Here is a 25,272-nt window from a genome sequence, read left to right as displayed (position 1 = left end):
GCGCCTAGATAACAAGGCTGAGCGACGCGGCCACCGCGAAGCCCGCCACCGAGAGGACGGATTCGAGGACCGTCCAGGACTTGAGGGTGTCGCGTTCGGAGATGCCGAAGTACTTGGAGACCATCCAGAAGCCGCCGTCGTTGACGTGCGAGGCGAAGATGGAGCCGGCGGAGATCGCCATGATGACCAGGGCCAGGTGGGCCTGGGAGAAGTCGCCGGCGGAGAGCATGGGGGCGACGATTCCGGCGGTGGTGACGATCGCGACGGTCGCGGAGCCCTGGGCGACGCGGAGGACCACCGAGATCAGCCAGGCGAGGACGATGACCGGCAGGCCGGCGCTGTCGAAGGCGTCGGCGAGCGCCTGAGCGACCCCGCTGCCCTTGAGGACGGCGCCGAAGACGCCGCCCGCGCCGACGACCAGCAGGATGTTGCCAACCGGCTTGAGCGAGGCCGTCGAGACGGTTTCGAGGGACTTGCGGGACCAGCCGCGGCGGATGCCGAGCAGGTAGTAGGCGAGGAAGAGCGCGATCATCAGGGCCACGAAGGGGTGGCCGAAGAACTCGATGACCGAGCGGCCGGTGCTCGGGTCCAGGGCGATGGAGGAGAACGTCGCGCACAGGATGAGCAGCAGCGGGGTGCCGATGATGGCGAGGACGGTGCCGAGCGAGACGGGGGTCTCGACGGGGGTGACGCCCGCGGCCTGCTGTTCGGCGGCGACGGCGGCCTTGGCCTCGTCGGCGGCGTCGACCATGTCCTGCGGGACGGGGACGAAGATGCGGTTGCCGATCCAGGCGGCGTAGACCCAGGCGGCGATGACGGACGGGATGCCGACGGCGGCGCCCATCAGGATGACCCAGCCGAGCTGGACGTGCAGCAGGCCGGCCGCGGCGACCGGGCCCGGGTGCGGGGGCAGGAAGGCGTGGGTCATGGAGAGGCCCGCGAGGAGCGGCATCGCGTAGAGGACCATCGACTTGCCGCCGCGCTTGGCGGCGGCGTAGACGATCGGCGCGAGGACGAAGATGCCGACGTCGAAGAAGACCGGGATACCGAAGATGAGGCCTGTCAGACCCATCGCGAGCGGGGCGCGCTTCTCGCCGAAGGCGTTGAGCAGGCGGGCGGAGAGGGCTTCGGCGCCGCCGGATATCTCCAGGATCGCGCCGAGCATCGTGCCGAGCGCGATGATGATCGCGATGTGGCCGAGGGTGCCGCCCATGCCGGTCTCGATGAGCGAGGTGGCGCTGGACTTCTGGACCGTGCCGAAGAGTTCGGTGACGGACAGACCCGCGGCGAGGCCGACGGCTATGGAGACGCCGAGCAGTGCGACGAACGGCTGGACGCGCGCCTTGATGATGAGGACGAGCAGCAGGCCGATGCCGAGGGCGGCGACGGTCAGCAGTCCGGCCGTGCCGTGGATCAGCAGGAGGAGGCCGCCGGTGTGCGGCGTCGGTGGGGGTGGGTCTGCCGCGAGGGTGGCGAGCGATGAGAACACGTGGGGACTCCGTATTCGGGGGAGGGCAGGGAGGACCGCGGCACGGCGCCCGTGGTGCGGGCGCCGCGCCGTGCGGCGGCTGAGGGTTGGTGGTGCGGTGCTGCAAGGAGACCTGTGGTGTCAGGGGGTTCGGGGGTTCGGGGGTTCGGGGGTTCGGGGGTGCGGGGGTTCGGGGGGACCGTCAGCCGAGGACGGCCAGCGCGTCGATCTCGATCAGCAGGCCGGCGGGGAGGCCGACGTAGACGGTGGTGCGGGCCGACGGCGCTTCCTTGAGGCCGGCGAAGTACTCGTTGTAGATCTCGTTGAACTCGGCGAAGTGCGCGGTGTCGGTGAGGTAGACGCGCGTCATGATGACGTCCTCCCAGGAGGAGCCGCCCTCTTCGAGGATCGCCTTGACGTTGGCGAACGTCTGGAGGGTCTGTTCGCGGAGCGTCGGGCCGGCGGGGGTGGGGGCCTGGCCGTCAACGGCGGGCAGGAAGCCGACCTGGCCGGCGACCTGGAGCAGGTTCCCCTTGCGCACGCCGTGCGAGAACCGGGCGGGCGGGGTGGTGTGGGTCGCCGGGGTGATGGCGGTCTTCTGGAGGGGGGACCCGTGGGTCCGGGAGTTGTCGCTCATGGGGTGTCCTTCGAAACGGTGTTTCCTGAGTACTCCCGGCTGATGGCCTCCGCGGTACGGAGGATCAGCGGGCGCAGTTTGAGCAGTTCGTCGGCGGTGACGACGACGTTCGGCGCGGAGACGGACATCGCCGCGGCGATCCTGCCGTCCGCGCCCCGGATGGGGGCGCCGACGCAGTTGATGGATTCCTCGTGGCCGCCGAGGTCGGTGGCCCAGCCCTGGTCACGTACCCGCAGGAGCTCGGTGAGGAAGGCGGCCGCGTCGGGTGTCGACCTGGCCGTGTACTTGGGGTATTCGAGGCGCTCGGCGATGGAGCGGCGCTCGGCCTCGGGGAGGTCGGCCAGGAGCAGCTTGGCGACGGCTGCGACGGTGATCGCGACGGGCTTGCCGATCCGCGAGTACATCCGGACGGGGTAGCGGCTCTCGACCTTGTCGATGTAGACGACCTCGCCCTCCTCGTAGACCGCGAGGTGGATGGTGTGGCCGATCTTCTCGTTGAGCGTGAGGAGGTGCGGGTGGGCGATCTCCCGCACGTCCAGCGTCTCCATGGCCTGCTGGGCGAGGGCGAAGAGCCGGGCGCCGAGCCGGTACCGCTGGTCCTCCTGGCGGTAGACCATGCCGTGTTCGTGCAGGGTGCGCAGCAGCCGGAGCGCCGTGGACTTGTGGACGTCGAGGCGGGTGGCGACCTGTTCGAGGTTGGCGGGTCCCTCCGCGAGCAGCGGCAGGATGCGCAGGGCGCGGTCGACTGTTTGGCTCATCTGTCCTTCTCCGTCCGTCCGGCCCGATCCGTCTGTCCGGCCGGTTCCGACTGCCCGGCCCGATCGGACTGCCCGGCCGGCTCCGGCCGCCGGACAGGTTCCGACTGCCCCGCCGGTTCCGTCCCGCCGGCCCGATCCGTGCCGTCGGCCCGATCCGTCCATCCGGGGCCCAGCCGCAGTGTCCCCCACGCGTCGTCGCCGAGGGCGACAAGGGCGTCGGCGTGGGCGCGCGCGGGCGGGGTGCCGAGGTCGCCGGGGACGGTGAGGGCGGCGGCGGCCATGACGTGCCCGTGGCGCAGCCGGTCGGCGAGGGGCAGGCCGCGGAGGGTCGCGGAGAGGAACCCGGCGGCGAAGGCGTCGCCCGCGCCGACCGGTTCGACGACGTCGACGGCGAGGGCGGGGACGAAGGTCGCGGTGTCACCCGTGAAGGCGGTGGCGCCCGTGCTGCCCTGCTTGACGACGAGGACGGCGGGCTCCGGGAGCGCGGTGCGGATGGCGGCCGCGTCGGCCAGCCCCCAGGCGTCCTGCGCCTCGTCCTCGCCGACGAAGACGATGTCGCAGCCGCGGGCGAGTTCGGCGAGCAGCCAGGGGTCGTCGCCGGTGCCCCACAGGGCCGGGCGGAAGTTCACGTCGTACGAGACGAGGGGCCGGCCGGGCTCGCGGGTGACGAGGGAGCGCATCAGGGCACGGCACTCGGGCGACAGCGCGGCGGTGATGCCGGACAGGTGCAGGATGCGGCCGGACCAGGCGTCGCGGCGGTGCACGGTCTCCGGTGACATGGCGGCGGCCGCGGAACCGGCGCGGTAGTAGAGCACGGCGGTACGGTCCGCCAGCTGCTCCTTGAAGTAGATGCCGGTGGGGCGGTCGGCGTCGCGCTGGACGGCGGTGACGTCGACGCCGGTCGCGGCGACGGCGCGGATCAGATGCTCGCCGAAGCCGTCGCCGCCGACCCGGCTGATCCAGCGGGCGCTGTGACCGGAGCGGGCGAGGGCGCAGGCGACGTTGGACTCGGCACCGCCGATCCCGCGGTGGAAGGCGGGGACTTCGGCGAGGCTGCCGGGCTGCGAGGGCACGAAGGTGACCATGGATTCGCCAAGGCACGCTACGTCGAACTGCGGGCCGCTCGGGACTGCGGTCACGGTCGCTCTCGCTCCTCATGGGGCTGTCGGGTGGGGCGGTCGGACGGTTGCTGTCCGGGCTGTCGGACAGTTGCTCCGGGTCGGCCGGCGGTTGCTGTTCGGTTCGGCGAGGACCGCTGTTCCGGTTCGGCCGGCGCTTCACACACCGTTGACCCGGTGCTTGCCGGGATGTTAGACAGCAGGAAGCAAGACATGCAATGGACGTTGCACATGTTGCAACGCGAAGGTCCGCGCAGAGATTCTCCAGGAGGTTCCATGGACGTCGCGAAGACGACCGAGCGGCTGCACGAGGAGCGGGTCGGCCACCGCTTCAAGGGTCTGCCGCCGGACGCCGCGGAGCGGACCCTCGGCGAGCTGGCGGCCGAGCGGCGCTCGCTCTTCGACGGCGGCTTCACCACCCCGGTGCTCACGCTGTCCGCCGAGTCCCTGGAACACAACCTCGCGCTGATGGAGAGCTACTCCGAGAAGTACGGCCTCGCCTTCGCCCCGCACGGCAAGACGTCCATGGCGCCGCAGCTCTTCGCCCGGCAACTCGCCTACGGTGCCTGGGGCATCACGGCCGCCGTCCCCACGCAGGTCCGGGTGTACCGCGCCTTCGGCGTCCAACGCATCTTCCTCGCCAACGAGTTGGTCGACGCCGTGGCGCTGCGCTGGCTCGCCGCCGAGCTCGCCGCCGACCCGGACTTCCGCTTCGCCTGCTATGTCGACTCCGTACGCGGCGTGGAACTGATGGACGCGGCACTGGCGGACGCCACCCGCCCCCTCGACGTCGTCGTGGAGCTGGGCGAGGAGGGCGGCCGGACCGGTGTACGCGGTGCCGCGGCCGCCACCGAGGTCGCCGAAGCGGTCGGCGCGGCCCGCCATCTGCGGCTCGTCGGGGTCGCCGGGTACGAGGGCGAGATCCCCGTCAAGACCCAGGAGACCGTACGGGACTGGCTGAACCGGCTCGTCGCCCTCACCCGGGACTTCGACGCCGCCGGACGCTTCGCGGACGCCGACGAGATCATCCTCAGCGCGGGCGGCAGCGGCTGGTTCGACACGGTCGCCGAGGTGTTCCAGCCGGTCGAGGCGACGGACTTCTCGAAGCCGCTGCTCAAGCTGCTGCGCTCCGGCGCCTACATCACCCATGACGACGGCCACTACCGCGAGATCACCCCGTTCCACGACCGCATCCCCCAGGAGGGCGCCCTCCAGCCGGCGTTCCGGCTCTGGGCGCAGGTCGTCTCCAAGCCGGAAGGCGCGCTCGCCTTCCTCAACGCCGGCAAGCGCGACGCCTCCTTCGACCTCGGGCTGCCGGAACCCCAGGTCGTCCGTGGCACCGACGGCGCGCTGCGGTCGGCCGCCGGGCTGACGGTGACGGCCCTCTCCGACCAGCACGCGTTCGTCGCCATCGCCCCCGGCGCCGGCCTGGAGATCGGCGAATGGGTCGGACTCGGCCTCTCCCACCCCTGCACGGCGTTCGACAAGTGGAAGCTGCTGCCGCTGGTCGAGGCGGACGGCACGGTCACGGACTACATCCGCACCTTCTTCTAGACCCTTGAACCCTTTCGCCCAGTCCAGCAGACCGAGCACAGGAAAGGCACCGGCATGGATCTCGTGTTCCGCGACGTGAGCGTCATCGACGGAAGCGGGGAGGCCGCCTACCGGGCCGACGTCGGCATCGACGCGGGCCGGATCTCCGTGATCCGGCCCGAGGACGCAGCGCGGTTCGGGGACATCCGGCTGACCGGAACCCGCGTCGTCGATGCCGGCGGCCTGGCCCTGGCCCCGGGATTCATCGACATGCACGCGCACAGCGACCTGGCCCTGCTGCGGGACCCCGACCACTCCGCGAAGGCGGCGCAGGGTGTGACGCTGGAGGTGCTGGGGCAGGACGGGCTGTCGTACGCGCCGGTCGACGACCGCACCCTCGCCGAGGTCCGCGCGCAGATCACTGGCTGGAACGGCGACGGCTCGGACATCGACTTCGACTGGCGCAGCGTCGGTGAGTACCTGGACCGGCTGGACCGGGGCATCGCGGTGAACGCCGCCTATCTCGTCCCGCAGGGCACCGTCCGGATGCTGGCGCTGGGCTGGGAGGACCGCCCGGCGACGGCGGCCGAGGTCACCACGATGAAGCGGCTGGTGGCGGAGGGGCTGGAACAGGGCGCCGTCGGGCTGTCGTCCGGGCTGACGTACACGCCCGGGATGTACGCGTCGGACGCCGAACTCACCGAACTGTGCCGGGTGGTGGCGGCGTACGACGGCTACTACTGCCCGCACCACCGCTCGTACGGGGCGGGCGCGCTCCAGGCGTACGAGGAGATGGTGGCACTGACCCGGGACGCCGGCTGCGCCCTGCACCTGGCGCACGCCACGATGAACTTCGGAGTGAACAAGGGAAAGGCGCCGGACCTGCTGGCGCTGCTGGACCGGGCCCTGGACGCCGGCTCCGACATCTCGCTCGACACCTACCCCTACCTCCCCGGCTGCACGACGCTCGCGGCGATGCTGCCGAGCTGGGCGACGGAGGGCGGCCCGGAGGCGACCCTCGCGCGGCTGCGGGACGACGTGACGGCGGAGAAGATCCGCCACGTCATGGAGGTCGACGGGGCGGACGGCTGCCATGGCGTGCCGATGGACTGGGCGACGATCGAGATCTCCGGGGTGAGCGATCCCGGACTCGCGGGCTGCGTCGGCAGGACCATCGCGCGCAGCGCGGCCGAACGCGGCGAGGAGCCGTTCGTGACGGCCCGGCGCCTGCTGATCAACGACCGGCTGGGATCGACGATCCTGCAGCACGTCGGCCACGAGGAGAACGTCCGGGCGATCATGCGGCACCGGGTCCACACCGGCGGCAGCGACGGCATCCTGATGGGCTGCAAACCGCACCCTCGTGCGTACGGGACCTTCCCCGAATACCTGGGGAAGTACGTGCGCGAGCTCGGCATCCTGACCCTGGAGGAGTGCGTCGCCCACCTCACCTCCCGCCCCGCCGCCCGGCTGCGACTGCCCGACCGGGGCCTGGTCCGCGAGGGCTACCGCGCGGACCTGACGCTCTTCGACCCGGCGACGGTGGCCGCCGGCTCCACCTTCGACGCCCCCCGCGTCCTCCCGACGGGCATCCCGCACGTCCTCATCGACGGCCGCTTCGTCATCGAGGACGGGCGGCGCACGGATGTGCTGGCGGGCCGCTCGGTGCGGCGGGAGCCGGCGCGGGCGCGGTGACGGGCGCTTTCAGCGGGATCGGCCGGTCCGTTCCCGGCTGAGCCGGTGCAGGAGGACGCGGACGTCCTCGAAGTCGGCCGTGATCGCCAGGGCGCCCAGCGCCGACGCCCGCGAGCGCCCCGCGGGAGTGACCCGTCCGGTGAAGAAGACCACCGGCCCGGTGTACCTCCCGTCGGCTCAAACGAGCAGTCCGGCCAGTTGTTCCGCGACCCGTCTCTCACCGAGCAGATCGCGTCCGGTGGCGGACACCGGCTCGTCGTTGAGGAGGGAGTACGGCAGCGATGAGGAGTGCGGAGAGTAGGGCGACGCCACCGTGTCAGTGTGGCAGCGCGGGCTCCGGCCGTCCCGACGTGGCGAAAAACACCGGGCGGGCAGCCGTACGCGCCCGTAAGGTGACGGGCATGCAGCAGGTGATCCAGTCCACGAAGCTCGCGAATGTCTGTTACGAGATCCGGGGCCCGGTCCTCGAAGAGGCGATGCGGCTCGAGGCGGCGGGCCACCGCATCCTCAAGCTCAACACCGGCAATCCGGCGCCCTTCGGTTTCGAGTGCCCGCCCGAAATCCTTGAGGACATGCTGCGCACCCTGGGCGACGCGCACGGCTACGGCGACGCGAAGGGCCTGCTCTCGGCGCGCCGGGCGGTGATGCAGCACTACCAGACGAAGGGCATCCCGCTGGATGTCGACGACGTCTACCTCGGCAACGGCGTCTCCGAGCTCATCCAGATGTCGATGCAGGCGCTGCTCGACGACGGCGACGAAGTGCTGGTCCCGGCGCCCGACTATCCGCTGTGGACGGCTTCGGTCTCGCTGGCCGGCGGCACCGCGGTGCACTACCGCTGCGACGAGCAGGCCGACTGGATGCCGGACCTCGCCGACATCGAGCGCAAGGTCACCGACCGCACCAAGGCCCTCGTCATCATCAACCCGAACAACCCGACGGGTGCGGTGTACGACGACGAGATGCTGCGCGGCCTCACGGACATCGCCCGCCGCCACAAGCTGATCGTCTGCTCCGACGAGATCTACGACAAGATCCTGTACGACGGCGCCACCCACACCCCGACCTCGGCCATCGCCCCCGACCTGCTGACGCTGACGTTCAACGGGCTGTCGAAGGCGTACCGGGTGGCGGGGTACCGCAGCGGCTGGATGGCGGTGTGCGGTCCCAAGTCGCACGCCTCCAGCTACATCGAGGGTCTGACGATCCTGGCCAACATGCGGCTGTGCGCCAACATGCCGGCCCAGCACGCGATCGCCACCGCGCTCGGCGGCCACCAGTCGATCAACAGCCTCGTCCTGCCCGGCGGCCGGCTGCTCGCGCAGCGCGACGCCGCGCATGCCGCGCTCACCCAGATCCCGGGCGTCACCTGCGTCAAGCCGAAGGGGGCGCTCTACCTCTTCCCCCGGCTGGACCCGAACGTCTACAAGATCAAGGACGACCGGCAGATGGTCCTCGATCTGCTGCGCGCCGAGAAGATCATGGTCGTGCACGGCACCGGCTTCAACTGGCACGAGCCGGACCACTTCCGCATCGTGACCCTGCCGTACGCCGACGACCTGACGGAGGCGTGCGCGCGCATCGCCCGCTTCCTGGACGGCTACAGCCAGCCGTAACGCTCGCGCCGGCGGAGGTTGTGCCGGCCGCGGCCGGCACAACCTCCGGCTGCTCGCCTGCCCCGCCGGAAAACACCCGAGGGCCCGGTCACGACGTGAGTCGTGACCGGGCCCTCGGCGTGAGGGTTGGCATCGGTCCGTCCGGCAGACGGTCTTGGTCGGGGTGCCTACCGGTCGGGCGCGCCGCGCCACCGGGCAGCCTCCCGCATCGCACATGCGGGAGGGCCGCCCGAGTTCAGGTTTTCCGAGCCCGGCGGGACCCCCGTGAGAGGGGATCCGCGCCGGAGGCGGGGGGGTCAGCCGAGGCGGGCGACCAGTGCGCGGTACTCGTCCCACAGTTCCTTCGGCGTGTGGTCGCCGAAGGTCTCGAGGTGGGCGGGGATCAGGCCGGCCTCGTCGCGCCACACGTCGAGGTCGACGGAGAGCAGCAGGTCCAGGTCCTCCTGCGAGATGTCGAGCCCCTCGGTGTCGAGCGCGCCCGCGGCCGGGAGGATGCCGATGGGCGTCTCGACGCCCTCGCCCTCACCGTTGAGGCGCTCGACGATCCACTTCAGGACCCGGCTGTTCTCGCCGAAGCCCGGCCACACGAAGCGGCCGCCGGCGTCCTTGCGGAACCAGTTGACGTAGTAGATCTTCGGCAGCTTGGCGGCGTCGGCCTGCTGGCCGATCTTGATCCAGTGGCCGAAGTAGTCGCCCATGTTGTAGCCGCAGAACGGCAGCATCGCGAACGGGTCGCGGCGCAGCTCGCCGACCTTGCCCTCGGCGGCGGCGGTCTTCTCCGAGGCGATGTTGGAGCCGATGAAGACGCCGTGCTGCCAGTCGAAGGACTCCGTGACGAGCGGCACCGCGCTGGCGCGGCGGCCGCCGAAGAGGATCGCGGAGATCGGCACGCCCTTGGGGTCCTCCCACTCGGGCGCGATGGTCGGGCACTGCGAGGCCGGGACGGCGAACCGGGCGTTGGGGTGCGCGGCCGGGGTGCCGGACTCCGGCGTCCAGTCGTTGCCCTTCCAGTCGATGAGGTGGGCCGGCGGCTCGTCCGTCATGCCCTCCCACCAGACGTCGCCGTCGTCGGTCAGGGCGACGTTGGTGAAGACCGTGTTGGCGTACATGGTCTTCATGGCGTTGGCGTTGGTGTCGTCGCCGGTGCCGGGCGCGACGCCGAAGAAGCCGGCCTCGGGGTTGATCGCGTAGAGCTGGCCGTCCTCGCCGAAGCGCATCCAGGCGATGTCGTCACCGACGGTCTCGACGGTCCAGCCCGGGATGGTCGGCTGCAGCATCGCGAGGTTGGTCTTGCCGCAGGCGGAGGGGAACGCGGCCGCGATGTACTTGGCCTCGCCGGTCGGCGGGGTCAGCTTGAGGATCAGCATGTGCTCGGCGAGCCAGCCCTCGTCGCGGGCCATGACGGAGGCGATGCGCAGCGCGTAGCACTTCTTGCCGAGCAGGGCGTTGCCGCCGTAGCCGGAGCCATAGGACCAGATCTCGCGGGTCTCGGGGAAGTGCGAGATGTACTTGGTGGTGCTGCACGGCCACGGCACGTCGGCCTGGCCCTCGGCGAGCGGCGCGCCGACGGAGTGCACGGCCTTGACGAAGAAGCCGTCCTCGCCGAGGTCGTCCAGGACGGCCTTGCCCATGCGGGTCATGGTGCGCATGGCGACGGCGACGTACGCGGAGTCGGTGATCTCGACGCCGTTGGCGGAGAGCGGGGAGCCGACCGGGCCCATGCAGAACGGGACGACGTACATGGTGCGGCCGCGCATGGAGCCGCGGAACAGGCCCTGCTCGCCCGAGAAGATCTCGTGCATCTCCGCGGGGGCTTTCCAGCGGTTGGTGGGGCCGGCGTCCTGCTCACGCTCGGAGCAGATGAACGTACGGTCCTCGACCCGGGCCACGTCGGTGGGGTCGGAGGCGGCGTAGTAGGAGTTCGGGCGCTTGTTGGGGTCGAGCTGCTTGAAGGTGCCGTTCGCCACGAGGTCGTCACACAGGCGCTGGTACTCGGCCTCCGAGCCGTCGCACCACACGATCTCGTCCGGCTGGGTGATTTCGGCGATCTCGCCGACCCAGGCGATCAGGTCCTTGTGATTGGTGGGAGCCGCAATTTCGCGCGCCACGATCGCTCCGTCCCGCCGAATTTGCACAGATTCGGCGTCAGATTTGAGGGTTTTGCGGACTCTAGTCCTGCTGTCCGCATGGTGGAACTACCTCGACCCCTTGGGGGCTGCGACCCGGACGCCACGTGGCCGCTCATCCGGTGCCGACCTCACTCATATGAGTGTCGGGGGAGAAAACCCGATCTGTCCAGGGCGCGAAGGGTGAGCATCGCCACTTCCGCCTGCCATACCTACGGTGCCGTAACCTACGGCCCCGTAGGTAGCATTGACGCTATGGACCTCGTCGAGGAGACTTCCGCTGTGTCTCAAGCCGTAGAAGAGCTCGACCCGCCCGTACCGCTGAAGCCCCTCCTCAGAGGGTGGATTCATGCCGCAATGTTCCCCGCGGTACTGATCGCGGGAGTGGTGCTGACCGCTTTCGCGGAGAGCACTCGGGGTCGCATCGCGTGCGCCGTGTTCACCGTCACCGCCTGCGCGTTGTTCGGCGTGAGCGGCCTCTACCACCGAGGCAACTGGGGCCCGCGAGGCGAGGCGATCCTGCGTCGCCTGGACCACTCCAACATCTTCCTGATCATCGCGGGCAGCTACACGCCCCTCGCGATCCTGCTGCTCCCTTCGAGCAAGGCGACCCCGCTGCTGTGGTTCGTCTGGGCGGGCGCGCTGGCCGGCATCGCCTTCCGCGTCTTCTGGGTCGGCGCGCCGCGCTGGCTCTACACCCCCTGCTACATCGCGCTCGGCTGGGCGGCGGTCTTCTTCCTCCCGGACTTCCTGCGCACCGGCGGTATCGCGGTGCTGGTCCTGGTGGTCGTCGGCGGTCTGCTGTACAGCGCGGGCGGCGTCATCTACGGACTCAAGCGGCCCAATCCGTCACCTCGCTGGTTCGGCTTCCACGAGGTGTTCCACTCCTTGACGCTGGCGGCCTTCGTCATCCACTACGTCGGGATCTCGCTGGTCGCGTACCAGCACGCTTAACCGCTGCGGGGCCCTGGACTCCGGCTCATGCCCCGCTCAAGGCACCGCCCAACGGCCCGCCCCAGACTCACGTCAGGCGCCCGCGACCGATCCGGTCGCGGGCGCCTTTGCGTACCCGGTTCTGCGTACCCGGTCCTGTGTACGGCTCTGCATACCCGGGCCTGCGTACGGCTCTGCGTACCCGGTGCACGGTGGCGCGCACATCTGAATATTGACAGGCCCCATCTTTTGCGAGTTACTGTCACTTGACAGCAACTCTTAAAGATTTGACGGAGGAGTGTCATGACCGCACAGCTCGACCCCAGGCGCTGGTGGGCGCTCGGCGCCATGGTCGCGAGCATGCTCGTGCTCGGCTTCGACATGACGATCCTGAACGTGGCGCTGCCGACGATGGCCGGCCAGCTCGGCGCCACCACCGGCGAGCAGCAGTGGATGGCGGACGCCTATGTCGTCGTCTTCGCCGCCCTGATGCTCCCCGCCGGGCTGCTCGGCGACCGCTTCGGCCGCCGCCGGATGCTGGTGACGGGCCTCGGGATCTTCCTCGTCGGCTCGCTCGTCGGCTCGCTGGCCACCAGCGTCGAACCGGTCATCGCCGCCCGCGCGGTCATGGGCATCGGCGGCGCGCTGGTGATGCCGCTCGCCCTCGCCGTCCTGCCGTCGCTCTTCGCGCCCCAGGAGCGCACCAAGGCGGTCGGCATCGTGACCGCCGCCTCCGCGCTCGGGATGCCGCTCGGCCCGATCATCGGCGGCTTCCTGCTCAACCACTTCTGGTGGGGCTCGGTCTTCCTGATCAACGTCCCGATGGCCGCCCTCGGGATCATCGCCTGTGTCTTCCTGCTGCCCGAGACCCGCGACCCGGCGTCGCCCAGGGTCGACGCGGTCTCCACCGCGCTCACCGCGGCCGGTCTCGGCGCACTGATCTACGGGATCATCGAGGCGCCCGCCCGCGGCTGGTCCGACCCGGTCGTGGTGGGGATGCTCGCCGGGGCCGCCGTGCTGATCGCGACCCTCGTCCTGCGCGAACGCCGGATGGTCCGGCCCATGCTGGACATGACGCTGCTCGGCCACCGCCCGTTCCTGCTCAACATGCTCGCCGCGACCCTGGGCATGTTCATCTTCTCCGGGCTGATGTTCGTCCTCCCGCCGTATCTGACGGCGGTGCTCGGCAACGACGCCTTCGGCACCGGCCTGCGGCTGCTGCCGATGATGGGCGGCGTGATGTTCGCCGCCAAGGGCAGCGCGCCCCTCATCCAGCGGTTCGGCGCCCGCGCGGTGATCAGCGGCGGCCTGGTGGTGCTCGCCTTCGCGGCGTTCCTCGGCAGCCGCACCACCGTCGAAACCGGCTACGGCTTCACCGCCCTGTGGCTGTCCATCGTGGGATTCGGCTTCGGCTTCGCGGTGGTCCCCGCCATGACGGCGGCGCTCAGCGCACTGCCCGCGGACCGGGCGGGCAGCGGCTCGGGACTGCTGAGCACCGTACGGCAGGTGGGCGCCGCGATCGGGATCGCGCTGCTCGGCTCGCTGCTGGTCGGCGCCTACGCCGACCGGCTGCCCGCGGGGGCGCCGCACGCCGCCGCCGACTCCGTGGTCGCGGCCCACGTGGTGGCCGGCAGGCTCGGCGACACCCGCCTCGCGGCCGCGGCGGACGCCGCGTACGTGCACGGCATGACGACGGTCCTGCTGGTCTGCGGCCTCACCGCCCTCGTGGCGGCGCTGCTCACCGCGACACTGCTCCCCAGGACCGGTGCCGACGCCACCACCGGGTCCGGAACCGGAACGGACGGCGAGGCGCTTTCCGAGACGGGCGCCGAGACGGGTGCCGAGTCGAGTGCCGGGGCGGGCGCCAAGGCCGGAAACACATCCGGGGCCGTACCGCCGGTGGCCGCGCTGCCCGCCGATGCCGGACAATGACGGGCATGTCCGCACGTACGACGGCCGCCCCGACCACCGCCCCCTCCGGCGCTCCCGCCGGCACGCCGAAGATCGGCCTGCGGGAGCGGAAGAAGATCCAGACCCGCCAGGCGATCCGCAGGGCCGCGTACCGGCTCTTCGACGAGCAGGGCTACGACGCCACGCCCGTCGACCGGATCGCCGAAGCCGCCGACGTCTCCCCCAGCACCGTCTTCCGGTACTTCCCCACCAAGGAGGACATCGTCCTCACGGACGAGTACGACCCGCTGATCGAGGCCGCGATCCGGGCCCGGCCGGCCGACGAGTCCCCGCTCCGGGCGATCCGGCACGCCTTCCTGGAATCGCTGCGCGCCATCTGCGAGGACCCGCAGGAACGGGCGGACCTCAGCGCGCGGGCCCGGCTGCTGCGGGACGTGCCGGCCGTCCGCGCCCGCTCCATGGAGAGCATGTCGGCGACCGGCCGGATCCTCGCCGGCGTCCTCGCCGAGCGCACCGGCCGCCCGGTGGACGACCTGGAACTGCGGATCTTCACCGGGGCGGTGCTCGGCGCCTTCCAGGAGGCCACCATGCACTGGGGCGAGCACGACCAGCAGGGCGAACTCCTGGACGTCGTCGAACGCACCCTGGACGTGCTGGAGCGCGGCCTCACCCTCTAGGCGGTCTCACGCTCCGGGCGTGTTTCCCACCGACGCGGCCAGTGCGGCCGGATCGGTGGTCGGGGCGGCGCACACGAAGTGCCGGCAGACGTAGGCGGCCGGGCGGTCCCCGACGAGCGGGCGCTCGTGCAGCAGGGGGAACTCGTCGCTGCCGGGCGCGCCGGGCGCCACCACGGCGCCGGGGGCGGTGGCCAGCAGTGCCGTCCGGTGCAGGGCGGCGGTGGCCGGATCGTCGGGCGCTCCGACCACGGCGATCTCGCGGGGGCCGTCCAGGGCCGCCTCGGCGACGGCGAGCCCCCAGCCGATGAAGCGCGGCGCCCGCGGCGCCAGCGCCCCCACGACGCCCAGGGCGCGCTCCGCGGCCTCGCGGTGGGCGCTCGACCCGGTGTGGGCGGCATACGACAGCAGCGCCCCGGCGGCGGCCGTCCAGCCGGACGGGGTGGCGTTGTCGGTGGGGTCCTGGGGACGGCGGATGAGCGCCTCGGCGTCGTCGGCGGTGTCGTAGAGCGTTCCGTCGGGGGCGGTGAAGTGGTGCAGCACCGAGTCGAGGAACAGCCCGGCGAAGTCCAGCCAGACGCCCTCGGCGGTGACCGCGGCGAGCGCGAGGAAGCCCTCGGCGACATCCGCGTAGTCCTCCAGCACCCCGGAGTTGTCACCGGCGACGCCGTCGCGTGACGTGCGGGCGAGGCGGCCGGAGTTGTCCATGTGGACCCGCACCAGCACGTCGGCCGCGTCCAGGGCGGCCCTGACCAGGTCCGGGCGGTCGAAGTAGGCGCCGGTCTCGGCGAGCGCCGCGATGGCCAGGCCGTTCCAAGCGGCGACGACCTTGTCGTCACGGCCGGGCCGCGGCCGCTCCTCGCGCGCCGCCAGCAGCCGCTCGCGGACCGACGCGACACGGTCCGCGTCGCCGGGCGCACCGTCCGCCGCCAGTTGCAGTACGGAGGCGCCCTCCTCGAAGGTGCCCTCCGGCGTCACGCCGAAGTGCGCGGCGGCGAACGCCGCGTCCTGCTCGCCGAGCGCCTCGCGCAGCTCCGCGGGCGTCCAGGCGTAGAACGCCCCCTCGGCGTGCGTCCCGTCCGCGCGATCACTGTCGGCATCGAGGGCGGACGCGAACCCGCCTTCGTGCGTGCGCAGTTCGCGCACCATGAAGTCGGCGGTCTCCAGCGCGACGCGGCGCGCGAGCTCCGAGCCGGTGGAGCGCCACAGGTGCGCGTAGACGCGGCACAGCAGCGCGTTGTCGTAGAGCATCTTCTCGAAGTGCGGCACGGTCCAGGTGCGGTCGACCGCGTACCGGGCGAAGCCGCCGCCCAGTTGGTCGTAGATGCCGCCGCGGGCCATCGCCTCGCAGCTGTCGGCCGCCATCCGCAGGGCGTCCTCGGAGCCGGTGCGGGCGTGGTGGCGGAGCAGGAACTCCACGGCCATGGACGGCGGGAACTTCGGCGCCCCGCCGAAGCCGCCGTTGTCGGCGTCGTACTCCCGGACCAGACCGGCCAGCGCGGCGTCCAGCTCCTTCGCGCCGGGTGTCACCGACGCCCCGTAGGCGCTCTGCCGCTCGCCGAGGTCCTTGACGATCCGCGCGGCGACCTCGTCCACCTCGTCCCGGCGGTCCCGCCAGGCCGCGTGCACGCCTTCCAGCACCTGCTGGAACGAGGCCATGCCGTGGCGCGGCTCGGGCGGGAAGTAAGTGCCGAAGTAGAACGGCTCGGCGTCGGGGGTCAAAAACACCGTCATGGGCCAGCCGCCCTGCCCGGTCGCCGCCTGCACCGCCTCCATGTAGACGGCGTCGACGTCCGGCCGCTCCTCGCGGTCCACCTTCACCGGCACGAAGTGCTCGTTGAGGTACGCCGCGACCGTCTCGTCCTCGAACGACTCGTGCGCCATCACATGGCACCAGTGACAACTGCTGTAACCGACGCTGAGCAGCAGCGGTACCCCGCGCTCACGGGCCTCGGCGAACGCCTCCGCGCCCCACGGCCACCAGTCCACGGGGTTGTCGGCGTGCTGCAGGAGGTAGGGCGATGTCGCGGTGCCGAGTCGGTTCACGGCACCCACTCTGCCACGCGGGGCCACCGGTGGCGCGGCACGAAATCCCGGACCGTCCGACGCCTGGCGCGCCGGCCCTCACGCCAGGCCCTGTTGATCCGGAGCCCGTGAACAATACTTACGCAACCATGACGGATTCCTGCCCGGTTCCGTGCTCCTGACCACTCGCGGAATCCCTGCTTCCGCCGGCGGCGCACCCAACTGTGTGAGTGAAGAAACCTCAGTTCAGGCCGGGTTGAGGCGATGTCAGGGCCATAGGGCCACGGGAGGGCCGGTGCGCACGGCATCAGGCTCTGTGGCCACCGGCCCGTGCAGCGGTGCGCCCAGTCCGGCGCAGGCCGGCAGCGGGCAGGCCGACAGCGCCAGGAGCTGGCGGACCGCGCCCGGCAGCGGCCAGTTCTTGCGGGTCGCGTACCAGGCGAGCAGCGCCGACGCGAGCGCGGCGAAGACGAAGAGCGGCACGGCGGGACCGGCCGACCGGCGCGCCCCGAGCCACCCGGCGGCGACGACGGTCGCCAGCAGGCCTGCCCCCAGCACCGCCTGCGCGCGCAGCCGGGCGCTCCACACACCGCCGTGCTCACGTGCCGCGGTGACCTGTTCGTCCAGGTCGGTGACGGTCAGCTCGCCCCACTCGCCGTCCCGGTGGTCGCGCAGGTAGAGCGTGGCGCCGTCCACGATGCCCGCGCCGGCCGGCGAGTCGCCGGGGGCCGGCGGGGAGCCCCCGGACTCGGCCAGCGACCACCGCCGACGCTCACAGAAGGCTGGTCAGCCATGGCGGGGTCCGTCCCTCTCGCTCGACACCTGCGCAGTCAAACACCGCCGCGGCCCCGGCCGGACGGTCGCGAACCCAAGTGAGCAGCGGTTGAGCAGGTTCTGAGCTGGGGAGAGACACCCGGCGCAGCACGGCTGCCGCCCGGCCCGGGTCACCGCTGACGGCTCGCCAACTCCCGCGCCCGCACACGGGAACAGGGTTGTCGGCCCGCCACCCGAGGTAAGGAGAGGTGGAGCGGCTGAGTGGATCGGCCGGGTATCCACCTCCTGCCCGGCTCCGCCCCGCGAGACCCACCGGAGGACGCCGGTGACGGGTGAGTGACCGCGAAGGGGAGCACCTTGAAAGAAGCGCCAGAGCCGGCGAAACCGTCCGGGAGGGACCGGGCGGAGGTCGAGAGCCGGCTGAAGCTGGCCGTGGTCGAGGAGGCACGCGGCAGTACGCCGGCGGACGCGGAGCGGCTGCTGCAGCGGGCGCTGGCCTCGCTGGACGAGATCATGGCGCAGGCCGCCGGGGAGTACGCGCTGTATCTGCGCGCCACCGGTGACGGGCCCGCCGGGCAGCCGGGGTTCGCCGGGCGGTTCCCGCGCGGGACGGTGACCACCGCCGCGATCACCGCGGGCGCGGTCGGGGTGACGGCGTTCGCGGTGGACGTCATCGGCCAGAACCTGTCGGCCGGGGCGTCCCTCACCACCGGGCTGGCCGCCGGGGCGGTCGGAGCGGTGGCCGTCGGACTCAGAGGCACGGCCACGCCCCTTCCCGACTCCCCCGCGGCGGCCGACGACCCGGCCCCGTACCGGCTGCGCTGGCTGGACGCGGTGGAGCAGCGCGGCATCCGGCCCTTCCTCGAACAGCACCGGAGCCGGGCGACGGCGGAGTCCGCCTCCTCCCGGGCCGCCTCCCCCGCCACGGCCAACGGCCGGCACCAGGTTCCGGCGCCGCGCCGCACCGACCGCAGCGCCGCAGCCAGGACCCGGGCCGTGCTGGAGCAGTCGTTCGGCCAACTGCCCTCCGCGGACGGCCCGTTCGCCGGGCGCCGCAAGCAGGTCGCGCAGATCGCGCAGTGGGTGCACCAGGCCCGGGTGTCCACGGAGAGCAAGCCGACCGTCGTCGTCCTGCACGGACCGGCCGGCGCCGGGGCGACCACCCTCGCGGTGCGCGCCGCCCGCCAGCTGCGCGACCAGTTCCGCGGCTCGTGCGTGGTGGACCTGCGCGGCGGGGCCCTGGACGAACGCCCGCTGCCGACCCGGGACGCGCTGCTGCACCTGCTCAACCGGCTCGGCGCGCCCCGCGAGCAGCTGCTGTTCCGGGAGCGCCCCAACCACGAGCAGCATCTGCGGCGGCTCGCCGACCAGTACCAGAAGCATCTGACGGGCACGCCGGTGACGATCGTGCTCGACGACGCCTCCGACGCCGAACAGGTGCGGATGCTGGTCCCTGAGCGGTCCGAGGCGCTGGTGCTGGTCACCGCCCGCGAGCCGCTCTCCCTGGACCTGCCCAACGCGTGGGTGCACAGCCTGCCCGTCGGCCCGCTCGGCGCCGCCGACACCCATGAGCTGCTGGGCGAGCTGGCCAGGACCGCGAAGGCGCCCGAGCCCACCTCGGTGGAGTCCGAGCGGCTGCGCGGTCTGTGCGACGGTCTGCCGATCGCGCTGCGGATAGCCGGCGCGGCGCTGCAGGAGCACGGCACGGCCGCCGGACTCGCCGCCGACCTGGAGGCCTACGGCCCGCAGGAGGCCGTCGAGCGGATCCTCGCGCTGCGCTACCACGACCAGCCCGAGCCGTCCCGGCGGCTGCTGCGCCGGCTCGCGCTCGCCGGGCGGGCCAGCTTCGGCGCGGCGGCCGCCGCCGCACTGCTGGCCACCGACGAGCAGGAGGCCGGCCGCCGGCTGGAGGAGCTGGCGCGGGCCGGACTGATCGAGCACATCCGCGGCAGCCGCTACCGGCCGCACGACCTCGTACGCCGCTTCGCGCACGCGCGGCTGCTCGACGAGGAGGACCCGGCCGAGCGCGCCGCCGCCCATGAGCGGCTGATCCGCAGCTACGCCGAGCTGGCCAACGCCGTGATCCGCCTCGTCGAGGGCAAGACGTCCACCCGGGCCGGGCGCTTCGGCGCACACGGCTTCGCCTCGCTCGAAATGGCGCTGCGCTGGCTCGACGACGAGTCGAGCTTCATCACCGCCGCGCTGCGGCACGCCGAGGGCGTGGACCGCACCGTCGTCCAGGCCCTGCTCGGCGCGCTGTGCGACTACTGCCTGCTGCGCGGCGACCTGTACCGGCTCGGGGAGATCAGCGAGCTGGCGCAGGCGTCCAAGGCCGCCCCGGACGAGGAGCAGAACATCCTGGTGCGGTCGGTGCAGTGGCGCACCGGCATCGCGGCCCGGCAGCTCGGCGAACTCGACAAGGCGCGTTCCACCCTCAGCTCCGTCGTCGACCTGTACTTCGAGGCGCAGCACCCGGCGGGCGCCGCCCGCGCGCTCGGCAGCCTCGGCATCACCCTGCACCACCAGGGCAGCCTGCGGGAGGCGGAGAGCAAGCTCCGCGAGGCCCTGGAGCTGCAGGCCGCACCGGAGCTCGGCGAGGACCGGGCGTGGACGCAGCACGCGCTGGCGGCCGTGCTGCGCGACATGGGCCAGCTCGGCAAGGCCCTGCCGCTGCTCCTGGAATCCCTCGAACTGCACCGGCAGAACGAGAGCGTCAGCGGGCAGGCCTGGGCCCACCTCCAGCTCGGGCAGGTCCATCTGCGGCTCGGCGCGGTCGACGAGGGCGAGGCCGAGCTGCGCAGCGCCGGCCAGTGCTACGCGCTGACCCGCGACCCGCGCGGCGCCGCGTGGACCCGCACCCAGCTCGCCCGCGCCACCCTCCAGCGCGGCAACGCCCAGGAGGCCGCCCGCGAACTGGACGAGGCACTCGTCCGCCACCGGGCCTGCGAGGACGCCCGCGGCGAGGCCTGGACGCTGTACTACCTGGGGCACGCGCTGGAGGAGTCCGGCAACGGCGACCAGGCGCTGCGCACCCTGGAGCGGGCCCGTTCCATGTTCAGCCGGATACGGGACGTGTACGGGCTGGCCTGCGCCCGCCACCACTCGGCCCGGGTCACCCGCGACCAGCGGGCCGTCCGCACCGGCAACCTCCGCAACAGCGGCTTCGCCCGCCAGCTGCTCCAGGACGCCCGGCAGGACTTCCGGCGGATCGGCGTCGAGCACGGCGAGGCCTGGTCCTGCCTGGAGCTCGCCGTGATCGACGCCGGGAACAACCGTTTCGTCGAGGCCCTCACGCTGCTGGACGAGGCCCGCGAGCTCTTCCACGGCCTCGGCGACCGGCGCGGCCAGGACTGGGCGGTGTTCCTCCGCTGCACCGTCCAGCCCCTGCTGTCCGACGACGGCGCCGGGCAGGCCGCCGACACGCTGCGCGCCCTGCTGGCCGCGCACTACCCGGGCCGGGACCCGGATCTGGAGGAGTACGCCGAGGCCTACACCGTCCTGCTGGAGCGCGGTACGGCCACCCACGGCGGCAGCTGGGAGGCGTGGCGGCTGGGCATGATGCCGCGGCGCTCCGCGCGCATGGTCATGGACCTGCTGCCGGCGGCGCCCTGAGGGCCGCAGGCAGGAGCGCCCGCCGGGCCGGTGTGCGGCCGGCCCGGCCGGCGCCCGGGCGCGTGACGAAGCCTGGTGGTCCTGGGACGCCTGGGCGCGTTACGAAGCCGGGTTGTCCTGGGAGGCCCGGGCGGCGGCCTGCGCCTCCCGGTGTGCCCGCAGACCCCGTGACGGCTTCGGGGCCGCCGCAGCGGGGTCCGGGGCCTCCTCGAAGTCGATCTTCTTGAACTGCTTGCCCATGTTCTTCATCAGCGCCCACAGCGACAGCGCGATCGCCGCGAAGATCACAAAGCCGATGAGACCGGGCGTCACCTTGTTGTTGTCCAGCTCCTGAGCGGCGAGCGGGACGTACTGGGTCAGTGCGTGGGAGGCAATCACGGTACCCATTGTGCGCTAGGCGGTGCGGATGCCCGCGAAGAGGTCGTCCTCGGGCAGTGAGGTGTCCACGAGCGACTTGGCGAGCTCGTAGTCCTCGGTCGGCCAGACCTCCTGCTGGATCTCCATGGGAACGTGGAACCAGGCGCCGTCCGGGTCGATCTGGGTGGCGTGCGCGAGCAGCGCCTTGTCACGGATCTCGAAGAAGTCGGCGCAGGGCACATGGGTGCTGATCTGCCGCTCGGGGCGGTCGAACTGCTTCCAGCGCTCCAGCCACTCCGCGTACGGCGACTCCAGGCCGCGGGAGAGCAGCGCCTCGTGCATGGCGACGGTGCGTGCCTTGTTGAAGCCCTGGTTGTAGTAGAGCTTCTGCGGCGTCCACGGCTCGCCGGCCTCGGGGTAGCGCTCCGGGTCGCCCGCCGCCTCGAAGGCGATCATGGAGATCTTGTGGGTCATGATGTGGTCGGGGTGCGGGTAGCCGCCGTTCTCGTCGTAGGTGGTGATCACCTGCGGCTTGAACTCACGGATCAGCTTCACCAGGGCGCCGGCTGCCTCCTCGACGTCCTGCACGGCGAAACAGCCGTCGGGCAGCGGGGGCAGCGGGTCGCCCTCGGGAAGGCCGGAGTCGACGAAGCCGAGCCAGGACTGCTTGACGCCCAGGATCTCGCGGGCCTCGTCCATCTCCTTGGCGCGGACCTCGTGGATGTGCTCCTCGATATAAGGGTCACCCTGGAGCTTGGGGTTGAGCACCGAGCCGCGTTCTCCGCCGGTGCAGGTGGCGACCAGTACGTCCACCCCCTCGGACACGTACTTGGCCATGGTGGCCGCGCCCTTGCTCGACTCGTCGTCAGGGTGGGCGTGGACGGCCATCAGTCGCAGCTGCTCAGTCAAGGCTGGATCCTCTAGTCATCGGTAGTAGCCCCCTCGTTCCATGTAAAGGGCGCCTCCTATAGTGACCGAAGCGAGGGGGCAATTAATTCCATGGCCCCCACCGGAAGGAACGATCATGGCTGCGGTGCGCGAGGGGCTGCCCGAAGGGCGCTACGGACGCGGCGCCGATGCGCGGGCCGACCGGCGACTGAAGATCATCGGCCTGGTGCTGGGCGTGCTGGCACTGGGCGGGGTCGGCTGGTTCGGCTGGCACTCGGTCGCGGGCACGGACGTGAGCGGCGAGGTCATCAAGTCCCGGGCCGTCTCGGACCAGGCCGTGGAAATCCATCTGGAGGTCCGTAAGGACGCCGGAACGGTCGCCGTGTGCACGCTGCGCTCGGTGGACAAGGACCACACTGAGGTGGGACGCATGGACGTGACCATGCGCGACCACAAGAAGCAGGTCGATACCGTGGTCACCATGCGGACCACCCACCGCGGGGAGACCGCTGAGCTGCTCGGCTGCAAGCCGGCGGACCAGGGCTGACCTGCCACGACGACACACTGACGATTTCCCGCTCCCGTGTGGGTGCCGGAATTGTTAAGCTCCAGGTTTCGCCCGGCCACGCGATGGCAAGGCACTCGACGCAGTCCCACGCAGTACCTACGAGGAGCACCAGTGACCCAGACCAGCCAGACCAGCGAGAGCGTCACCTGGCTGACCCAGGAGGCGTACGACCAGCTGAAGGCCGAGCTGGAGTACCTGTCGGGTCCGGCACGCGCTCTGATCATCGCCAAGATCGAGGAAGCCCGCCAGGAGGGCGACCTCAAGGAGAACGCCGGCTACCACGCGGCGCGCGAGGATCAGGGCAAGCAGGAGCTGCGGGTCCGCCAGCTGACCCAGCTGCTGGAGCGTGCCAAGGTCGGCGAGGCGCCGGCCGACACCGGCGTGGTCGCGCCCGGCATGGTCGTGACGATCGCCTTCGACGGCGACCCGGACGACACCATGACCTTCCTGGTGGGCTCGCGTGAGTACGTGAGCGACACCCTGGAGACGTACTCGCCGCAGTCCCCGCTGGGCAAGGGCGTGAGCGGCAAGAAGGCCGGCGAGGACGCCGTCTACGAGCTGCCGAACGGCAAGAAGTCCTCCGTGAAGATCCTCTCGGTCAAGCCGCACCGCGGCTGACCTTCCGGGACACACCTTCCGGGACACACCTTCCGGGACACCGCAGAACGGGCTCCCCGCCGTGGGTACGGCGGGGAGCCCGTTCCGCGTTACGGGTCAGGTCAGGCGGTCGTCCGGGTCAGGCGGTCGCGGAGCGGTACTTGCGCACCGCCAGGGTGCGGAACACCACGAGGATCAGGACGGACCAGAGCAGCGACGCCCACACGGCGTGCTGCATCGGCCAGGCGCTGGACTGCGAGACGCCCGGGTTGCCGAACAGCTGCCGGCAGGCCTGCACCGTGGCGCTGAACGGATTCCATTCGGCGATGTGGCGCAGCCAGGGCGTCATGTTGGTGGTGTCCGCGAACGCGTTGGAAATGAACGTCACGGGGAACAGCCAGATCAGACCGCCGGAGGTGGCCGCCTCCGGGGTGCGGACCGACAGGCCGATCAGCGCGCCGATCCAGGAGAAGGCGTAGCCCAGCAGGAGCAGCAGCCCGAAGGCGCCGAGCATCTTGGGGATGCCCTCGTGGACGCGCCATCCGACGATCAGGGCGACGACGGCCAGCACGACGACGGTCAGCATCGTCTGCACCAGGTCGGCGAGAGTGCGTCCGGTGAGGACCGCGCCGCGCGACATGGGCAGTGACCGGAAGCGGTCGATGAGGCCCTTGTTCATGTCGTCGGCGATGCCCGCGCCGGCGCCCGCCGTGGCGAAGGTGACGGTCTGGGCGAAGATGCCCGCCATCAGGAATTCCTTGTACGTGTTGGGATCGGTGCTGCCGCCGACCTTCATGGAGCCGCCGAACACGTAGGTGAACAGCACCACGAACATGATCGGCTGGATCAGCCCGAAAATGATCATCTCCGGGATGCGGGTCATCCGGATCAGATTGCGCTTGGCGATGACCAGCGAGTCCCGGACGGACTGCATGACCCCGCCGCCGGACCGCGGGGCGAGCGTGGTCGTGGGCTTCGCGTCGATGACGGCCATCACTTGGCCTCCTCTTCCGGTGCGGCGACCTCGGCCTCGTGGCCGGTCAGCGAGAGGAACACATCGTCCAGGGTCGGGCGGCGCAGCCCGATGTCGTCGATCTCGATGCCCCGGGCGTCGAGATCGCGGATGACCTCGGCGAGCAGCTTGGCACCGCCGTCGACCGGGACGGTGATCCGGCGGGTGTGATCCTCGGTCTTGGTGTCGCCCTTGCCGAAGCCGCGCAGGACGCCCTCCGCCTCGGCGAGCCGCTCCCGCTCGTGGACGACGACCTCGACGCGTTCGCCGCCGGTCTGCGCCTTGAGCTGGTCGGAGGTGCCGCGGGCGATGACCTTGCCGTGGTCGATGACGCAGATGTCGTGCGCGAGCTGGTCGGCCTCTTCGAGGTACTGGGTGGTGAGCAGCAGGGTCGTGCCGCCGGCCACCAGGTCCTGGATGACCTCCCACATGACCTGCCGGTTGCGCGGGTCCAGGCCCGTCGTGGGCTCGTCCATGAACATCACGGGCGGCTTGACGACGAGCGCGGCGGCGAGGTCCAGCCGGCGGCGCATGCCGCCGGAGTACGTCTTGGTGGGCCGGTCGGCCGCGTCCGCGAGGTTGAAGCGGTCCAGCAGTTCGGCCGCGCGGAGCTTCGCGTCACGGCTCTTCATCTGGTAGAGCTGGCCGACCATCTGGAGGTTCTCACGGCCGGTCAGATACTCGTCGACCGCCGCGAACTGGCCGGACAGGCCGATGTGGCGGCGGACTTCGTTGGGGTGCTTGAGCACGTCGATACCGGCCACGACGGCGTTACCGCTGTCCGGTTGCAGCAGGGTGGTGAGAACCCGTACGGCGGTGGTCTTGCCGGCGCCGTTCGGGCCCAGCAGTCCCAGAACCGTGCCTTCCGGGACGTCGAAATCCACTCCGTCCAATGCCCGTACGTCACCGAAGGTCTTGACCAGACCTTCGGCGTAGATCGCGCCTGGCATGTGACTACTCCCAATCCGGG

General features: G+C 71.5%; 22 protein-coding genes. 9 read left to right on the top strand and 13 right to left on the bottom strand.

Annotation, left to right across the window (positions count from 1 at the left end):
* Positions 1-4: 4 nt before the first annotated feature.
* The 4 genes from C8250_RS26840 to C8250_RS26825 form a co-directional block, all read right to left on the bottom strand.
* The gene (locus C8250_RS26840) at positions 5-1,489 is read right to left on the bottom strand and encodes a gluconate:H+ symporter (protein ID WP_138352142.1); all 1,485 of its coding nucleotides are present in this window, start codon (positions 1,487-1,489) and stop codon (positions 5-7) included.
* A 181-nt stretch (positions 1,490-1,670) separates the two neighbouring features.
* Positions 1,671-2,105 (bottom strand): RidA family protein, encoded by a 435-nt coding sequence (locus C8250_RS26835; RefSeq protein ID WP_138352143.1) that lies wholly within the window; start codon positions 2,103-2,105, stop codon positions 1,671-1,673.
* Positions 2,102-2,863: an IclR family transcriptional regulator gene (locus C8250_RS26830; RefSeq protein ID WP_138352144.1), complete on the bottom strand. Its 762-nt coding sequence runs from the start codon at positions 2,861-2,863 to the stop codon at positions 2,102-2,104. The genes C8250_RS26835 and C8250_RS26830 overlap by 4 nt, the downstream gene beginning before the upstream one ends.
* Complete coding sequence (locus C8250_RS26825) at positions 2,860-4,002, bottom strand: sugar kinase (protein ID WP_274599404.1); 1,143 nt, start codon at positions 4,000-4,002, stop codon at positions 2,860-2,862. The genes C8250_RS26830 and C8250_RS26825 overlap by 4 nt, the downstream gene beginning before the upstream one ends.
* Before the next feature lie 255 nt (positions 4,003-4,257).
* Here C8250_RS26825 and C8250_RS26820 point away from each other — a divergent pair, with 255 nt between their 5' ends.
* Together C8250_RS26820 and C8250_RS26815 are read left to right on the top strand one after the other, a co-directional pair.
* Positions 4,258-5,535, top strand: a complete 1,278-nt coding sequence (locus tag C8250_RS26820; protein ID WP_138352145.1) for an amino acid deaminase — start codon at positions 4,258-4,260, stop codon at positions 5,533-5,535.
* 54 nt (positions 5,536-5,589) lie between these two features.
* On the top strand, positions 5,590-7,209 hold the full coding sequence (locus tag C8250_RS26815; RefSeq protein WP_138352146.1) for a D-aminoacylase: 1,620 nt from the start codon (positions 5,590-5,592) through the stop codon (positions 7,207-7,209).
* A 9-nt stretch (positions 7,210-7,218) separates the two neighbouring features.
* On the opposite strand, the gene C8250_RS26810 is transcribed toward C8250_RS26815, so the two are convergent.
* Together C8250_RS26810 and C8250_RS44495 are read right to left on the bottom strand one after the other, a co-directional pair.
* Complete coding sequence (locus C8250_RS26810) at positions 7,219-7,362, bottom strand: hypothetical protein (protein ID WP_187144993.1); 144 nt, start codon at positions 7,360-7,362, stop codon at positions 7,219-7,221.
* A 24-nt stretch (positions 7,363-7,386) separates the two neighbouring features.
* A complete protein-coding gene (locus C8250_RS44495; RefSeq protein WP_269287763.1) occupies positions 7,387-7,521 on the bottom strand; it encodes a hypothetical protein in 135 nt (44 codons plus the stop codon).
* Between the two features lie 89 nt (positions 7,522-7,610).
* Here C8250_RS44495 and C8250_RS26805 point away from each other — a divergent pair, with 89 nt between their 5' ends.
* Positions 7,611-8,825 carry a pyridoxal phosphate-dependent aminotransferase gene (locus C8250_RS26805; protein ID WP_138352147.1) on the top strand — a complete coding sequence of 405 codons (1,215 nt, stop codon included), beginning with the start codon at positions 7,611-7,613 and terminating at the stop codon, positions 8,823-8,825.
* Between the two features lie 296 nt (positions 8,826-9,121).
* On the opposite strand, the gene C8250_RS26800 is transcribed toward C8250_RS26805, so the two are convergent.
* Positions 9,122-10,933: a phosphoenolpyruvate carboxykinase (GTP) gene (locus C8250_RS26800; protein WP_138352148.1), complete on the bottom strand. Its 1,812-nt coding sequence runs from the start codon at positions 10,931-10,933 to the stop codon at positions 9,122-9,124.
* A 273-nt stretch (positions 10,934-11,206) separates the two neighbouring features.
* Here C8250_RS26800 and C8250_RS26795 point away from each other — a divergent pair, with 273 nt between their 5' ends.
* The 3 genes from C8250_RS26795 to C8250_RS26785 all read left to right on the top strand — a co-directional run bounded on the left by C8250_RS26795 (position 11,207) and on the right by C8250_RS26785 (position 14,472).
* Positions 11,207-11,905: a hemolysin III family protein gene (locus C8250_RS26795; protein WP_138352149.1), complete on the top strand. Its 699-nt coding sequence runs from the start codon at positions 11,207-11,209 to the stop codon at positions 11,903-11,905.
* A gap of 282 nt (positions 11,906-12,187) precedes the next feature.
* Positions 12,188-13,816, top strand: a complete 1,629-nt coding sequence (locus tag C8250_RS26790; RefSeq protein ID WP_138352150.1) for a DHA2 family efflux MFS transporter permease subunit — start codon at positions 12,188-12,190, stop codon at positions 13,814-13,816.
* Positions 13,817-13,821: 5 nt separating this feature from the next.
* Positions 13,822-14,472 (top strand): TetR family transcriptional regulator, encoded by a 651-nt coding sequence (locus tag C8250_RS26785; RefSeq protein WP_232484662.1) that lies wholly within the window; start codon positions 13,822-13,824, stop codon positions 14,470-14,472.
* Between the two features lie 6 nt (positions 14,473-14,478).
* Here the strand turns inward: C8250_RS26785 and C8250_RS26780 are convergent, their stop codons facing one another.
* Positions 14,479-16,515, bottom strand: coding sequence for a thioredoxin domain-containing protein (locus C8250_RS26780; protein ID WP_138352152.1), 2,037 nt, complete (start codon positions 16,513-16,515; stop codon positions 14,479-14,481).
* A 246-nt stretch (positions 16,516-16,761) separates the two neighbouring features.
* On the bottom strand, positions 16,762-17,190 hold the full coding sequence (locus C8250_RS26775; protein WP_138352153.1) for a hypothetical protein: 429 nt from the start codon (positions 17,188-17,190) through the stop codon (positions 16,762-16,764).
* Between the two features lie 435 nt (positions 17,191-17,625).
* Between C8250_RS26775 and C8250_RS26770 the strand changes: the two genes are divergently transcribed.
* Positions 17,626-20,880, top strand: a complete 3,255-nt coding sequence (locus tag C8250_RS26770) for a tetratricopeptide repeat protein (RefSeq protein WP_138352154.1) — start codon at positions 17,626-17,628, stop codon at positions 20,878-20,880.
* Positions 20,881-20,979: 99 nt separating this feature from the next.
* Here C8250_RS26770 and C8250_RS26765 read toward each other — a convergent pair whose 3' ends face one another.
* Together C8250_RS26765 and mca are read right to left on the bottom strand one after the other, a co-directional pair.
* Positions 20,980-21,258: a hypothetical protein gene (locus tag C8250_RS26765; protein ID WP_138352155.1), complete on the bottom strand. Its 279-nt coding sequence runs from the start codon at positions 21,256-21,258 to the stop codon at positions 20,980-20,982.
* A 15-nt stretch (positions 21,259-21,273) separates the two neighbouring features.
* On the bottom strand, positions 21,274-22,146 hold the full coding sequence (gene mca / locus C8250_RS26760; protein WP_138352156.1) for a mycothiol conjugate amidase Mca: 873 nt from the start codon (positions 22,144-22,146) through the stop codon (positions 21,274-21,276).
* 115 nt (positions 22,147-22,261) lie between these two features.
* Here mca and C8250_RS26755 point away from each other — a divergent pair, with 115 nt between their 5' ends.
* Together C8250_RS26755 and greA are read left to right on the top strand one after the other, a co-directional pair.
* On the top strand, positions 22,262-22,672 hold the full coding sequence (locus tag C8250_RS26755; RefSeq protein ID WP_138352157.1) for a DUF4307 domain-containing protein: 411 nt from the start codon (positions 22,262-22,264) through the stop codon (positions 22,670-22,672).
* Between the two features lie 132 nt (positions 22,673-22,804).
* A complete protein-coding gene (gene greA / locus C8250_RS26750) occupies positions 22,805-23,311 on the top strand; it encodes a transcription elongation factor GreA (RefSeq protein ID WP_138352158.1) in 507 nt (168 codons plus the stop codon).
* Between the two features lie 118 nt (positions 23,312-23,429).
* Here the strand turns inward: greA and C8250_RS26745 are convergent, their stop codons facing one another.
* Together C8250_RS26745 and C8250_RS26740 are read right to left on the bottom strand one after the other, a co-directional pair.
* Positions 23,430-24,284 carry an ABC transporter permease gene (locus tag C8250_RS26745; RefSeq protein WP_138352159.1) on the bottom strand — a complete coding sequence of 285 codons (855 nt, stop codon included), beginning with the start codon at positions 24,282-24,284 and terminating at the stop codon, positions 23,430-23,432.
* A complete protein-coding gene (locus C8250_RS26740) occupies positions 24,284-25,252 on the bottom strand; it encodes an ATP-binding cassette domain-containing protein (protein WP_138352160.1) in 969 nt (322 codons plus the stop codon). Before C8250_RS26740 ends, C8250_RS26745 begins: the two co-directional genes overlap by 1 nt.
* Positions 25,253-25,272: the final 20 nt, after the last annotated feature.

This window comes from Streptomyces sp. So13.3 (genome assembly GCF_005860785.2).
GTDB lineage: Bacteria > Actinomycetota > Actinomycetes > Streptomycetales > Streptomycetaceae > Actinacidiphila > Actinacidiphila fildesensis.
The sequence above is the reverse complement of the archived record's forward strand: the minus strand, read 5'-3'. Positions and strand labels throughout refer to the sequence as shown.

What these genes read in the sequence shown, in the direction of transcription:
- C8250_RS26815 (WP_138352146.1), top strand. Translation starts at nt 5,590, where the DNA reads ATGGATCTCGTGTTCCGCGACGTGAGCGTCATCGACGGAAGCGGGGAG.
- C8250_RS26795 (WP_138352149.1), top strand. Translation starts at nt 11,207, where the DNA reads ATGGACCTCGTCGAGGAGACTTCCGCTGTGTCTCAAGCCGTAGAAGAG.
- C8250_RS26740 (WP_138352160.1), bottom strand. Translation starts at nt 25,252, where the DNA reads ATGCCAGGCGCGATCTACGCCGAAGGTCTGGTCAAGACCTTCGGTGAC.
- C8250_RS26835 (WP_138352143.1), bottom strand. Translation starts at nt 2,105, where the DNA reads ATGAGCGACAACTCCCGGACCCACGGGTCCCCCCTCCAGAAGACCGCC.
- C8250_RS26820 (WP_138352145.1), top strand. Translation starts at nt 4,258, where the DNA reads ATGGACGTCGCGAAGACGACCGAGCGGCTGCACGAGGAGCGGGTCGGC.
- C8250_RS26805 (WP_138352147.1), top strand. Translation starts at nt 7,611, where the DNA reads ATGCAGCAGGTGATCCAGTCCACGAAGCTCGCGAATGTCTGTTACGAG.
- C8250_RS26755 (WP_138352157.1), top strand. Translation starts at nt 22,262, where the DNA reads ATGGCTGCGGTGCGCGAGGGGCTGCCCGAAGGGCGCTACGGACGCGGC.
- C8250_RS26790 (WP_138352150.1), top strand. Translation starts at nt 12,188, where the DNA reads ATGACCGCACAGCTCGACCCCAGGCGCTGGTGGGCGCTCGGCGCCATG.
- C8250_RS26745 (WP_138352159.1), bottom strand. Translation starts at nt 24,284, where the DNA reads ATGGCCGTCATCGACGCGAAGCCCACGACCACGCTCGCCCCGCGGTCC.
- C8250_RS26785 (WP_232484662.1), top strand. Translation starts at nt 13,822, where the DNA reads ATGTCCGCACGTACGACGGCCGCCCCGACCACCGCCCCCTCCGGCGCT.
- C8250_RS26830 (WP_138352144.1), bottom strand. Translation starts at nt 2,863, where the DNA reads ATGAGCCAAACAGTCGACCGCGCCCTGCGCATCCTGCCGCTGCTCGCG.